This window comes from Undibacterium cyanobacteriorum (assembly GCF_031326225.1).
Taxonomy (GTDB): domain Bacteria; phylum Pseudomonadota; class Gammaproteobacteria; order Burkholderiales; family Burkholderiaceae_D; genus Undibacterium; species Undibacterium cyanobacteriorum.
Genome location: NZ_CP133720.1, coordinates 1358438 through 1371559, shown reverse-complemented (window position 1 = coordinate 1371559; position 13122 = coordinate 1358438). Strand labels below are relative to the sequence as shown.

At 49.6% G+C, this 13122-nt stretch carries 12 protein-coding genes; 8 read left to right on the top strand and 4 right to left on the bottom strand.

Features of this window, described 5'->3' with window-relative positions; translation table 11 throughout:
- Nucleotides 1-272 precede the first annotated feature (272 nt).
- The gene (locus RF679_RS05635; RefSeq protein WP_309483239.1) at nucleotides 273-920 is read right to left on the bottom strand and encodes a ribonuclease HI family protein; all 648 of its coding nucleotides are present in this window, start codon (nucleotides 918-920) and stop codon (nucleotides 273-275) included.
- 344 nt (nucleotides 921-1264) lie between these two features.
- Here RF679_RS05635 and RF679_RS05630 point away from each other — a divergent pair, with 344 nt between their 5' ends.
- The 8 genes from RF679_RS05630 to RF679_RS05595 all read left to right on the top strand — a co-directional run bounded on the left by RF679_RS05630 (nucleotide 1265) and on the right by RF679_RS05595 (nucleotide 9001).
- Nucleotides 1265-2038, top strand: a complete 774-nt coding sequence (locus tag RF679_RS05630) for a sulfite exporter TauE/SafE family protein (protein WP_309483238.1) — start codon at nucleotides 1265-1267, stop codon at nucleotides 2036-2038.
- 58 nt (nucleotides 2039-2096) lie between these two features.
- Nucleotides 2097-3803 carry a nitrite/sulfite reductase gene (locus RF679_RS05625; protein ID WP_309483237.1) on the top strand — a complete coding sequence of 569 codons (1707 nt, stop codon included), beginning with the start codon at nucleotides 2097-2099 and terminating at the stop codon, nucleotides 3801-3803.
- A gap of 16 nt (nucleotides 3804-3819) precedes the next feature.
- Nucleotides 3820-4335, top strand: coding sequence for a DUF934 domain-containing protein (locus RF679_RS05620; RefSeq protein ID WP_309483236.1), 516 nt, complete (start codon nucleotides 3820-3822; stop codon nucleotides 4333-4335).
- A gap of 67 nt (nucleotides 4336-4402) precedes the next feature.
- Entirely contained in the window at nucleotides 4403-5155 is a 753-nt protein-coding gene (locus RF679_RS05615) for a phosphoadenylyl-sulfate reductase (protein ID WP_309483235.1), read from the top strand.
- A gap of 88 nt (nucleotides 5156-5243) precedes the next feature.
- On the top strand, nucleotides 5244-6179 hold the full coding sequence (cysD, locus tag RF679_RS05610) for a sulfate adenylyltransferase subunit CysD (RefSeq protein ID WP_309483234.1): 936 nt from the start codon (nucleotides 5244-5246) through the stop codon (nucleotides 6177-6179).
- The gene (locus RF679_RS05605; protein ID WP_309483233.1) at nucleotides 6179-7519 is read left to right on the top strand and encodes a sulfate adenylyltransferase subunit 1; all 1341 of its coding nucleotides are present in this window, start codon (nucleotides 6179-6181) and stop codon (nucleotides 7517-7519) included. The genes cysD and RF679_RS05605 overlap by 1 nt, the downstream gene beginning before the upstream one ends.
- Entirely contained in the window at nucleotides 7512-8261 is a 750-nt protein-coding gene (gene cobA, locus RF679_RS05600; RefSeq protein ID WP_309483232.1) for a uroporphyrinogen-III C-methyltransferase, read from the top strand. The genes RF679_RS05605 and cobA overlap by 8 nt, the downstream gene beginning before the upstream one ends.
- Before the next feature lie 92 nt (nucleotides 8262-8353).
- Nucleotides 8354-9001, top strand: coding sequence for an SCO family protein (locus tag RF679_RS05595; protein WP_309483231.1), 648 nt, complete (start codon nucleotides 8354-8356; stop codon nucleotides 8999-9001).
- Here RF679_RS05595 and RF679_RS05590 read toward each other — a convergent pair.
- From RF679_RS05590 to RF679_RS05580, 3 genes are all read right to left on the bottom strand, one after another.
- Nucleotides 8998-10962 carry a methyl-accepting chemotaxis protein gene (locus tag RF679_RS05590; protein ID WP_309483230.1) on the bottom strand — a complete coding sequence of 655 codons (1965 nt, stop codon included), beginning with the start codon at nucleotides 10960-10962 and terminating at the stop codon, nucleotides 8998-9000. The genes RF679_RS05595 and RF679_RS05590 overlap by 4 nt on opposite strands.
- Before the next feature lie 114 nt (nucleotides 10963-11076).
- A complete protein-coding gene (locus tag RF679_RS05585; protein WP_309483229.1) occupies nucleotides 11077-11478 on the bottom strand; it encodes a hypothetical protein in 402 nt (133 codons plus the stop codon).
- A gap of 10 nt (nucleotides 11479-11488) precedes the next feature.
- Complete coding sequence (locus RF679_RS05580; protein WP_309483228.1) at nucleotides 11489-12859, bottom strand: coiled-coil domain-containing protein; 1371 nt, start codon at nucleotides 12857-12859, stop codon at nucleotides 11489-11491.
- Nucleotides 12860-13122 lie beyond the last annotated feature (263 nt).

Genomic DNA, 13122 nt, shown 5'->3' with positions numbered 1-13122 from the left:
ATGTTTATTGTTCGCAGTCTAACGCTGCTCATTTTTTATATGACCTTATCTCCCGCATCGAGTCTTACAAAAGGCACGTCACTCTTACACGAGCCTGCGCCTAAGCAAGTCCGATCGCATGGACAAGAACATCGCATTATCCTAAGGGAGAAAAGTTGACAAAGCAATCAAAGCAGACTGCTTTTGCTTGAGAACGAGCAAAACAGTATCGATCAAGACACGGTGACGCGTCTGGCCAAAGGGAAAAGTCTCTAAGAAATGGCTGTGAGAAATTAGGCTGCACCAGCAAGTTGATCTGCCGCACTATTCAAAGCGCGAGGAATCCAGCACCAGCGCAGGGTCTCAAATTGCGAACTGATCGCCTGTGCCTCAGCGCGCCACGCAGCCAACAAAGGTGATCCCGCCTCTGCATCCGCTTGCACATCATCGATCACCACGCGACTATCGCCAAACACCATTAAACGATGTGCGCCCTGCTGCAGAGCCAATTGCAGCGCCGCGAGTAAAGCTTGGTATTCGGCATCCGAGCTAGAGCCATGGCCCAGATTGGCGCTGTGATTCCAAGTGCGGCCGTCTGGTGCTTTCAATACAATACCGCAGCGACAATGGCCGGGATTGGGTTTGGCTGAGCCATCGAACCAGACGCTCCATTCTTGTGGCTGGACTTCTCGATGCGCCCGTTGCGCTTGGTAACGTGCCAATGAGGCGGCACGCTTGCTGGCTTTGAGGTGCTCTAGGCGTTGATGTTCTAACGCTCGTTGCTGTAGAAGCACCTCAACGCTAATGTGTTGTTGCTCGGCGACTGCCTGCATCACCTGCAAAATGGCTTGCTCTTTGGTTAGATTAAGCTGGCGCGCCAACCGTGAGGCTGCCTGCCACTCGCCTTTGTTACAGTGCTGCCAATCAAAATTCGTACTCAAACGCGGTCCTTCCCATCAGCTACCAAGTTACATTGCCATTTTTAATATCAAAATCACTCCCACATTCCAGTCCCAAGTCGAACATGAATCTCAAGAAACGATGCTGAATCTTCGAAACGAATGGCTTTCGCTAAGGCCATTCACTGAGAATAGGCAAGAACGCCATTGTAAGCGCTGACGCCCACCTCCAAAGGATTTCATCATTTTCTACCTGGGCTTAAATCACTGATAAGGTCGCCGATTGCCTTTGCATATATTTGAACAGCATATAAGCAAATAAATTCTATGTAGTTTGTTATATAAAGCCCCGCCTTTAAGATGCCTGCTACTTTGAACGAGGCTCTATGACACTGACCTACATCATTTCCGGATTTGCAGTTGGCACCCTAGTCGGTTTGACTGGCGTCGGTGGTGGCTCGCTCATGACGCCTTTACTCACGCTCTTGTTCGGCGTTTCCCCCTCGGTTGCGGTGGGTACGGACCTCGCCTTCGCCTCGATTACCAAATCCGCAGGCACCTTGACCCATCGTTTGCGTGGCACTGTTGAATGGCATGTGGTGCGTTTATTGTGCTACGGCGCTTTGCCGGCAGCACTGGTGACGACTTTGGGATTGAAACTATTTGGGACTCTGGACAAAGAAATCGGCCAGATTATTCGCTACTCGATCGCGGGCTCCGTTTTTTTGACTGTGATCGCCATTCTTTATCGCAGCAAGTTAGTTGCTTGGATCAATGCTCATCCTGAGCGCCAACTACAAGGTCGCAAGCTCGCCATCGCGACTGTCACCGCCGGAGCCGTGCTGGGTGTCTTAGTGACGATTTCCTCAATAGGCGCGGGAGCGATTGGCGCCACGATTTTAGTTCTTCTGTATCCAAAAATGCCGGCCGCACACGTGGCTGGGACTGATATCGCTTACGCTGTTCCGTTGACTGCCATCGCTGCGTTTGGTCATTGGTATCTCGGTTCTATCGATTGGGTTTTATTGGGCTCACTCTTAATCGGCTCTTTGCCAGGTATTACTTTAGGTTCGCTCGCTGCCAAAGCGGTACCTGAAAAACTCTTACGCGGAATCCTCGCTACGACACTCACTCTCGTGGCGTGCAAGCTGGTGATGTAGTTATTACCGCAGTCCGCTTTTTCTCTCATTTTTTATACATATTTTTCAGGGTTAGAAGATGTATCGTTACGATCAGTATGACCATCAAATCGTGCAAGAACGTGTGGCGCAATTCCGCGACCAAGTGCGTCGCCGCATCGCCAACGAATTAACTGAAGACGAATTCCGTATCTTGCGTTTGCAAAATGGTTTGTACATGCAGCGTCACGCCTACATGTTGCGTGTGGCCGTTCCTTACGGTTTGTTGTCGTCCACTCAGTTGCGTAAATTCGCCTTCATCGCGCGTAAGTACGATCGTGGCTATGGTCACTTCACGACCCGCCAAAATATTCAATACAACTGGATCGAGTTAGAAGACACGCCCGAAATTTTGGCCGAGTTGGCATCGGTCGAAATGCACGCGATTCAAACTTCAGGCAACTGCATGCGCAATATCACTTCCGATGAATTTGCTGGTATTGCTGCCGACGAGATTATCGACCCACGCCCTTATGCAGAAATTTTGCGTCAGTGGACGACTTTTCATCCTGAATTCGCTTACTTGCCACGTAAGTTCAAGATCGCCATCAATGGCGCTAAAGAAGATCGCGCCGCCATTGCGGTGCACGACATTGGCTTGAGCGTGATTCAAAATGAGGCGGGTGAAGTCGGCTTCAAAGTCATGGTTGGTGGTGGAATGGGCCGCACGCCAATCTTGGGCAGCGTGATTCGCGAATTCCTGCCATGGCAACACGTGATGACCTACCTCGAAGCGATTTTGCGTATCTACAATCAATTCGGTCGCCGCGACAATATTTACAAAGCGCGTATCAAGATTTTAGTGAAAGCGCTGGGCATCGAAGAATTTGCGCGTCTGGTTGAAGAAGAGTGGCAAGACATCAAAGATGGTCCGGGCACTTTAACAGAAGCTGAGTTGGCACGTGTCGCCGCCTATTTTGTCGATCCTGCTTACAAAGCCTTGCCCGCAGTTGATACAGAATTTGTGCGTTTGCAAGGCGAGAACAAAGCCTTCGCGAATTGGGTCAAGCGTAATGTGAAGCCTCATAAACAAGCTGGTTACGCAGCCGTGATGTTGTCACTCAAAAAGCCAGGCGTGCCGCCGGGCGATGCTAGTGCAGATCAACTCGACTTCATCGCAGACTTGGCGGATCGCTATAGCTTTGGTGAAGCCCGCGCTACGCATGAACAAAACTTGGTCTTGGCGGACGTTGAACAGAGTCAATTATTTGGCTTATGGCAAGAAGCCAAGGCGCATGGTTTGGCGACTCCTAACATTGGCTTGCTGACGGACATGATCTGCTGCCCTGGCGGTGATTTCTGTTCGTTAGCGAACGCAAAATCGATCCCGATCGCGCTCGACATTACCGATCGTTTCAATGATCTCGACTACTTGCACGATATCGGCGAACTCGAACTGAATATGTCTGGCTGCATTAATGCTTGCGGGCATCATCATGTCGGCAACATCGGTATTTTAGGCGTAGACAAAGACGGCAGTGAATGGTATCAAGTATCTATCGGTGGTGCACAAGGTAATCAATCAGCGATTGGCAAAATCATCGGCCCTTCCTTCTCAGCAGGACAAATGCCTGAAGTGATTGAACGCATTATCCAAGTGTATTTGCGCGAACGTAGCGAAGGCGAACGTTTTATCGATACCGCTCAGCGTTTAGGCATCGCTCCATTCAAAGAGTATGTCTATGCGACACCGATTAAAACCATAGAGCATCACGGAGAGGATGCCGGCTCAGCAGTCGTCTATTAAACCGGGGGAGAGAAATATGGCACAGATCATCAAGGATAGAGCCGTCGTCAACGACGATTGGACTCTTTTGCAGTTATCAGAAGACGATACACCAGACACCGTTCAAGTACCGGACGGTAAAGTCATCGTTCCATTAAAAGTGTGGCTTTTACAGAAGAATAGTCTAAGCGAACGTGACGAACTCGGCGTGTGGTTCAGCAGCGATGAACAAGCCAAAGAACTGGGTAACGATGTACATCGCTTCCCCGTCATTGCGATCGATTTTCCTAAGTTTGCTGACGGTCGTGGATATTCGATTGCCTACAACCTCAGAACACGCTTCGGCTTTACTGGAGAATTGCGCGCGGTCGGCGATGTCTTGCGTGATCAACTGTTCTACATGCAAAGGGTGGGCTTCAATGCTTTCGCGGTTCGCGCTGACAAGAACATTCACGATGCGGTGAAAAGTTTGTCGGACTTTAGCGAAAAGTATCAAGCTTCAGTCGACGAGAAACAACCCTTATTCCGTCGCACTGAAAGATTTGGCGCTTAATTTGCGCAACAAACTGAAGTCTTCGCCGAGACACAGATCAACCAGAAACGAAGAGAAGTAATTATTCATGAGTACTCAGTCAGCCCAAGATTCTCGTCGCCTTGAACCCATTGGATTTCAAGAACGCCTCACTGCGACACAAGCGATCTTGCGTCACATTGCCACACAATTTTCACCAGCGGTACTGGCATCGAGCCTCGCTGCCGAAGATATGGTGCTGACTGATTTGATTTTGAAAGACGCATTAAGCATCGGCATCTTCTCTTTAGAGACGGGCCGCTTACACCAAGAAACCTTGGCCATGCTCGACAAAATTAAGCAGCATTATGGCTATGAAGTGGCGCTATTTCGCCCACAAAACGACGCCGTCGATCGCTATGTCGAGCAGTATGGCCTGAACGGTTTTTATGACAGCGTCGAAGCGCGCAAAGCTTGCTGCCACGTGCGCAAAGTAGAACCCTTGGGGCGCGCACTGCAAGGCAAACAAGCATGGATTACCGGCCAACGTCGCGCACAGTCGACCACACGTAGTGAACTCGCCGTGCAAGAGCATGACGCAGCCCATGGCTTAGAGAAGTTCAATCCCTTAGCGGATTGGTCGGAAGACGATGTGTGGTACTACCTGCAGCAATTCCAAGTACCGTACAACGGCTTGCATGACAAAGGCTATCCATCGATCGGTTGCGAACCGTGTACACGAGCGATACAACCTGGCGAAGATATCCGCGCTGGCCGTTGGTGGTGGGAAAACCCCGAATCCAAAGAATGCGGCTTGCATCTTGTCGACGGCAAACTGATCCGCATCAAACAAGTTGGATAGATCACGCATCATCACCACGCATTACCAAAAAGAATCAGCAATACCAGAATACCAAAGACAAATAGACAGACAGAAGACCGAGGTTAACATGAACGCCGTAGCAGAAAAACATTTTATCGATGCCGCCAGTAATCGGCATCTCGATTGGTTGGAGTCGGAAGCCATTCACATCATGCGTGAAGTGGCCGCTGAATGTACCAATCCAGCTTTGCTTTTCTCCGGCGGTAAAGACTCGATCGTGTTGTTACGTATCGCTGAGAAAGCGTTCCGTCCTGGCAAATTCCCCTTCCCATTGGTGCATGTCGATACTGGCCATAACTTCCCCGAAGTGATCGCCTTCCGCGATAAGCGCGTGGCTGAACTTGGTGAGCGCCTGATCGTTGGTTCTGTCGAAGAATCGATCAAACGCGGTACGGTTCGTTTGCGCAATCCACAAACGGATTCACGCAATGCTGCACAAGCCGTGACTTTGTTGGAAACAATCGCCGAGCATCAATTCGATGCCTGCATCGGTGGCGCACGTCGCGATGAAGAAAAAGCCCGCGCCAAAGAACGTATTTTTTCTTTCCGCGACGAATTTGGTCAATGGAATCCGAAAGCACAACGTCCAGAATTGTGGGATCTGTATAACACCCGTGTTCATCCTGGCGAGAACATGCGTGTCTTCCCGATCTCGAATTGGACTGAGCTCGATGTCTGGCAATACATTGCACGCGAAGGCTTGGAACTACCATCGATTTATTTTGCCCATGAACGTGAAGTCATTCCACGTAATGGTTTGTTAGTGCCGCTGACTGATTTAACGCCACCACGCGCTGGCGAAGTGGTTGAAAAACGTGTGGTGCGCTTCCGTACCGTTGGCGATATCTCTTGCACTTGCCCAGTGTCCTCGGACGCGGCCACAGTCGAAGCGATTATCGAAGAAACCGCGGTCACGCAAATTACCGAACGCGGCGCTACCCGAATGGATGATCAGACGTCTGAATCATCGATGGAAAAACGTAAGAAAGAAGGATATTTCTAATGAGTACGCAAGTCACAACTATCGCTACCGCCGACAACAAGCAAGCGACTTCTCAGCAAGCCGAACGCGGCCTCTTGCGCTTCATTACTGCGGGTTCCGTCGACGATGGCAAAAGTACTTTGATTGGCCGCCTCTTATTCGATAGCAAAGGTATCTTTGCCGACCAACTCAATGCAATTTCAAAAGCGAAGCACAAACGCACCGTTGGTGACACCATCGATTTGTCTTTGTTGACCGATGGTTTGGAAGCCGAACGCGAACAAGGCATCACGATCGATGTCGCCTACCGCTACTTCGCCACACCGAAGCGTAAATTCATCATTGCAGATACGCCCGGCCACGAACAATACACGCGCAATATGGTGACCGGCGCATCAACCGCCGACGCTGTCATTATTTTGATCGACGTCTCCAAAGTTAAACTCGGTGACGATGGTAGCGTGGAATTACTGACGCAAACCAAACGCCATTCCACCATTGCCCACCTACTGCAAATTGAGCACGTGATCGTGGCCGTCAATAAGATGGATTTGGTCAACTACGATCAAACCGTGTATGACCGCATCGTCGCGGCTTATCAAAGCTTTGCCGATCAACTGGGTCTGAAAGATGTACGTCCGATTCCTTTGTCTGCCCTCGCTGGCGACAACGTCGTCGCCGCCGGTGACAATTTGTCGTGGTACCAAGGTCCGACCTTGATCGAATTGTTAGAGTCGCTCAGTGTCTACGACGAGAACCATGATGAAGCGTTCCGCTTCCCGGTGCAGTTGGTAGCGCGTCACAATGGCCATGAAGCGAACGACTTCCGTGGTTACATGGGCCGCGTTGAAGCCGGCTCCATCAACATCGGCGACCAGATCGTCGTGCAGCCATCTGGTCAGACTGCAACCGTGAAAGACATCCAAACCTTGAGTGGCTCGCAACAAACCGCCAGTGTTGGTCAATCTGTCACGATCTTGTTGAATGAATACGTCGATATTTCTCGCGGTGATATGTTGTCATCGGCGAAGAGCCCAGCGACCGTCATCAAACAAGTGGAAGCCGATATCTGCTGGTTGTCGGAAGAAGCGGTCGACCTGCGCCGTAAGTATTGGCTCAAGCATACGACCCGCCAAGTGGCGGCGCGTGTTGCGTCCATCGATACACTGCTCGATATCAACACCCAAGAACGCCGTACAACTGATACACTCAAGTTGAACGACATCGCTCGCGTCAAAATTAATGTGCAACAGGCGCTTGCCGCCGACGCGTATGACCACAATCGCAGCACCGGCGCATTCATTCTGATCGACGAAGTCACCCATCAAACAGTGGCTGCGGGAATGATACGCCTTGGATAATTCAACATCGTCTTCATCTACAAAAACACCTCAACCAGCCGTCGGCACCGTATATCTGATCGGTGCCGGCCCTGGTGCTGCTGATCTGATCACCGTGCGTGGTGCGCTCCTCTTAGCCAAGGCGGATATCGTTTTACACGATGCCTTGGTCACTCAAGAAATGCTTGAACTATGCCCACAGGCGATCAAAGTCTCGGTTGGCAAACGCAGCGGTCAACGCTCTGCCGCGCAGGAACACATCAATCAACAATTAGTAGCCGCCGCGCTGGAGCATGCATTGGTGGTGCGGCTCAAAGGTGGCGATCCTATGTTGTTTGGTCGTGCCGATGAAGAGATGAGCGCCCTCGAAAAAGCCGGCATCCCTTTCCATATCGTGCCCGGCATTACGACGGCAATGGCTGCCGCATCCAGTGTGCAGCTACCACTAACCAAACGTGGCATCGCCCGCAGTGTGGCCTTATTTACTTCGAGCACCGCACCGCATGAAAGCGCTGCGACACGCATTCCTGATTGCGATACCTTGATTCAATACATGGGCGGCCGCGAAGCGATTTTGACAGCTGAAAGAATGCTGGCGAAAGGCTTCCCTGAAAGCCATCCGGTGGTGATTGTCGAAAGTTGTTCGCGCCCAGAAGAAAGGCATCTACACATCAGCCTGAAAGAATTGGCGCAAGGCTTACCCGCTTGCGAAGGGCCCGTATTGGTCATGATGGGCGAAGCGATGCGTCGGCGTCTACAGTAGTTTTACCAAGGTTCACTTCTGTAGAATACATAAGTTCGTTTATTCGACGCGATTGGAAGTCGGAAGTAAGTAGTAGAAAGGAGCAAGTGACGATGGCTTCATCTGCACACACAGAGAATGGCTCGCTGGAACAAGATCAACTCAGCGCGCAACGACGTCGTCTTCTCACTTTGCTCTGGGCCAGTTCACTGAGTACCCCAGCGGGACTCACACTACTCCCGAACTACGCCAACGCGCAACCCAGCAGCCTTCTATACCAACTGCCTTATCAATGGTTAAACGATAACGGTCAAGCGACCCGTCTCGATCATTTCAAAGGAAAGCCAAGTATTTTGGTCATGTCCTATGGAGCGTGCAAAAAGGTTTGCTCGACCAGCTTGATGCGTATGGAACAAATGCAAACCATACTCGATCAGAAAAAAGTGGAAGCGAATTTTGTCATCGTGGGTCTCGATCCCGTCAATGACAAACCCGAGGATTGGCGTGCGTATCGCAAACTGAGAAAACTCGAACGCGAGAATTGGTATTTCTTGTCCGGGAACGCTGGAGACATCAAGTCCCTCGCCTCCCAACTCGGCATCAATTACTGGGTCTATCACGACCACATCATGCATGACTTCTCGATTACGTTATTAGACCGAGAGGGCAATACCCTCAAACGTATGACGAATGGTGGAGAAAATTTAGAGAATTTTTTGCAGCCATTGTCATTATCAACAACGGCTGCAAACAAACTCTAACGCAAGAGTAACTGCGTTTTTTCAAGTTTAAAGACTTGGATTTCTTGAACTAGTTCATCGGCCAAATTATCGAGGATAGTGGCGGATGCAGAGGTTTGTTCAACCAAAGCTGAATTGGCTTGCGTCATAGCATCCAATTCTTGCAAAACATTTTCAACATCTTTGACACCGATCGACTGCTCACGTGCACTGGCACTGATTTCCGATAACAACTGATTGATATCTTGCGCAGAACGAACCACTTTTTCAATCGCATTACCAGCATCGCGCACAATCAGATTACCGCCTTCAACACGAGCAACACTTTCGGTAATGAGGTTTTTGATTTCTTTGGCGGCTTCGGCAGATCGATGTGCCAGAGCGCGCACTTCCGATGCGACCACCGCAAAGCCACGTCCCGCTTCGCCAGCACGAGCTGCCTCCACCGCAGCATTCAATGCCAAGATATTGGTTTGAAAGGCGATGCCATCAATTACGCTAATGATGTCGCCAATCTTGTTCGAGGAATCGCGAATACCTTCCATGGTAGTGACCATCTCGGCGATCACCTCACCGCCATGGGTCGCAAGGCTGGTATTTTCACGCGCCAACTTAGTGGCTTGTTCGGCATTGTCCGCCGTTGATTGCACGGTGCTGGAAATTTCGACCATGGTCGATGCAGTTTCTTGCAGACGATTTTGGGTCTGTACAGTACGAGTCGACATGTCCATCGAACCTTGCGCAACCTCCGCACTATTCGCTTTGATCTCGGTCGCACTATTCCGCATCAAGCCACAAATTTTTAACAATGACTCTTGCATGATGGCCATCGAAGCCATCAACTCAGTCACCTCATCTCGCCCTTTTGGGGTGATTTCGTTAGTCAGGTCGCCGTCCGCCATCGCTCCCAAATAGGTTCCCACATGACGTAAACCTGATTCCATCACGCGATAGAAAGAGACGAACATATACAAGGCGCAAAGAAGGAAGAATGCGACCAAGGTCAAAGTGGCGTATAAACGACTGTTCAGTTTATCGACACGTTGTTGTAGAAGGGCATCGAGTTGCTTAAGTGAGTAATCCTGAATCGCCTCAAGACCTTCAACGATTTTTATTCCCTGTGCTTGGATGGATTTGGCTCGTTCTGCGCCGCCCTTACCAACATCATCGGACGCCTGCTCCCGAAATTTCTTGAGCAAAGCGTGCAGCTCATCGAGCTTCATCTGATCCTTATACTCAGGGTGGGCGCCAACAATTTTCTCGATTTCTTGATCAAAGCTTTCAAGCAGACTCTCAATCAAACCTTCTTCTTGCGATAATTCGATTGTGGCGACCTCAGCATCTGTTCCCGTATGCGCCACGGTACTAGCGATCGCCGTCATTTTCGATGTCGCCTCAATCAATTTCGGTGCGATATTCGTACTCAAATCCATCAAATAGTAAGTATCAAACTCAGGATCGAGTGTAAGTCCACTGGCATCAGCGACCTGTGAGGTCAACTTACTGACGGCGTGATTCAACTTTCCATGCGTTGAAAAAACCTTGAAGAGACCTTGTGAAGCAGGTACCGCAGCATCCAACATGCTACTTAAGTCCTGTGCCGCTTTCCCTACTCTCGGGTCTTGTTGGAACTGTGCCGCGCTAGCCTTCACCAGCGCAATTTTCTCCGCCACTTTCGATTTACTTGCACCAGTATCTCCTGACGCAGCACCGTTCGCCAGCTCCTGTAGAACCGAACGTCGATATTCCTGTGTCGCTCGATTGAGGTCAACCACCTTTTGAATCAAACGAAATCCATCTAGTTCGTCTTGTGTAACCTGTATCGCCTCCTGCTTAGTCTGCATAAAAGACCACAGAAGCACCAGCACTGGGACGAGGAATGCAATCGAAATCAGGCTGGCTTTGGTCTTGAATCGTATGTTCCGGAACAAGTTGACGCCCGGACGCATAATCCAAGGTTGACTGGTTGTATTCTTTTTCATTTGGGGTGTTTAAATAATTATTTTGAGACTTCCGTCCCATATACAAAAACCTCGAACCGATGGCAATCTTGCGCTCGGCCCAAGGCTTTCCTCGCTACCAAATCATAGAAGAACTTAATATTTGTGGACCACTTTGACGTCGTCATTGGCTTTCGACACATAGCCGACCGCACCGGGGTTTGCCTTCACAAAAGCGATCACTTCAGCATCGGAGTTTTTGACCGCAGGTGGATTCAGGCCTTCACGAAAACCTTTTTTAGCCCAGATCGATGCGTACTTTGCGCTATCAACTTTGACGACTTTATCGAGAAAATCCTTTTGTAGGCTGGAATTATCGACCGGCACTAGTTTGGTGCTGCCTTCCACTTGTTTGTCACCGACATAGACGTCACGTGCATCTGCCGTCGACAAGTTGATGCCCTTGTTACAAATCAGAATCAAATCAGCTGCCGATGCAGTCGAGCACACCAACAAAAATCCCAGCAACAACACGGTACGTTTCCAAATTCTTTGCATGATGATCTCCTTAGAAACGCACTGAGAACTGTGCACGGGATTCGTTATACTTAAACTCGCCACCGACTCGTTGCTCGGCCGTCTGTCCGAACTCGAACTTCACCGCGGACACGGGACTTAAGTTATAGCGAAGACCGAGAACTTGGCGGTTATAGGAACGACCACTGACCAGCGCCGCAAAGTAATTGTCAGTTTGATCCAAAGCCGCTTTCTCGTAACGCACGTACGGCATGATTTCATCACTGAGGCGATATCCGACATGACCGAAGGCTGCCCAACTGGTATGAGATCCTGTTTTTCCAGTCAAGTTTTTATTGTTGAAACGGTAGTACTCGCCAATCGCTTCCCAATTATCTGAATCAATGGCCAGGAAACCACCATACATGTTGAACTTCGTTCGATCACCACTTGCCTCTTGCTGCACTTCTTGATTCAATGTGTGCACGCCAACTGTCAAGCCATCGAGGTCGCCACCGAAACGATAACGCAGATTACCGCCTAGAGCCTTATTCGAATTATCGTCTTTACCGGCATTAAAATCCAAACTCATATCCCCGGCTTCGCCAACGATTCGGCTGCCGTTTCCGATAATCGCATCGTATTCAAGTCGACCACCATTCATTTTCGTCGAGCCACTCGCCATCACGCCCACTGTATGCGCAGGCAAAATGCCACCTTGATCTTCAAAGGCAATCATCTTTGGACGCATGATCGATGGTTGCAACTGTGCGCCATGGTGATATGCGGTGTTCCAATAGCCATAAGGCGTATGGACACGGCCGGCCCACAAAGTCAGGCTGTCACTGAAGGTGTAACCCAACTGCAGACGTTCAAGATCAGTCGCCACACCCTCACCCTTCTCATTGAATTCAAAGGTCAATTCAAATAGAGACTTAATGCGATCGCCAAACTCTGGCGTCATATAGAAATCGAGATTCCCCAATGCAAAACCAGATTTGCGGCCATCGATATCTTTCGATGTATGCACGTAACCAGCGTCCGCGAAACCATGCAAAGGCAAACCAAGTTCGCGCTTCTTCACCGAGGTCTCTGCAACACTCACGATATTTTTTTCAATTTGATCCAAGCGCGCTAATTGGACTTGGTTCACTTCGGCGCTCGACTTTACCGCCTCCTGAATTTGAGTCTGAGCTTGCGATGTTGTGGCCACCGCTTTTGCATTGGCACTGGCGTTTGTTTCGACTTGCGCCAGTCTGTTGTTGAGTTGCTCGATCAAAGCGAGGCTCTTTTCTAATTTCTTCTCTAATTCCGCTATTTTTGCTTTATCGGCTTTATCAGCATGAGCAGGCATACTGAAAGCCAATGCCAACATGGCAGCGATAGTAGTAGGTACCAATCTCAAACGCAGGTTTCTATCCATTTCCCGACCTCCCAATTTTGTCGAATTAAACAAATACCGCTGCAAAAAATGTTTCTGTGGCTTAATTTTTTTTACTCTAGCCCAAAATCTTTTCGCAAACGGGAGCGAAGTTCAGAAATTTAACAATGTTTAATGTTTCACATAAATTTGTTGCTTATTGACATCAAAATGGCAACAAAAACCGGTTCAAATTTCGAGTCAACAATTAGCGTGTAAGATGGCGACTTCTTCTCATTGCGCCTCAAAAATTTCCTTCTCTTGAT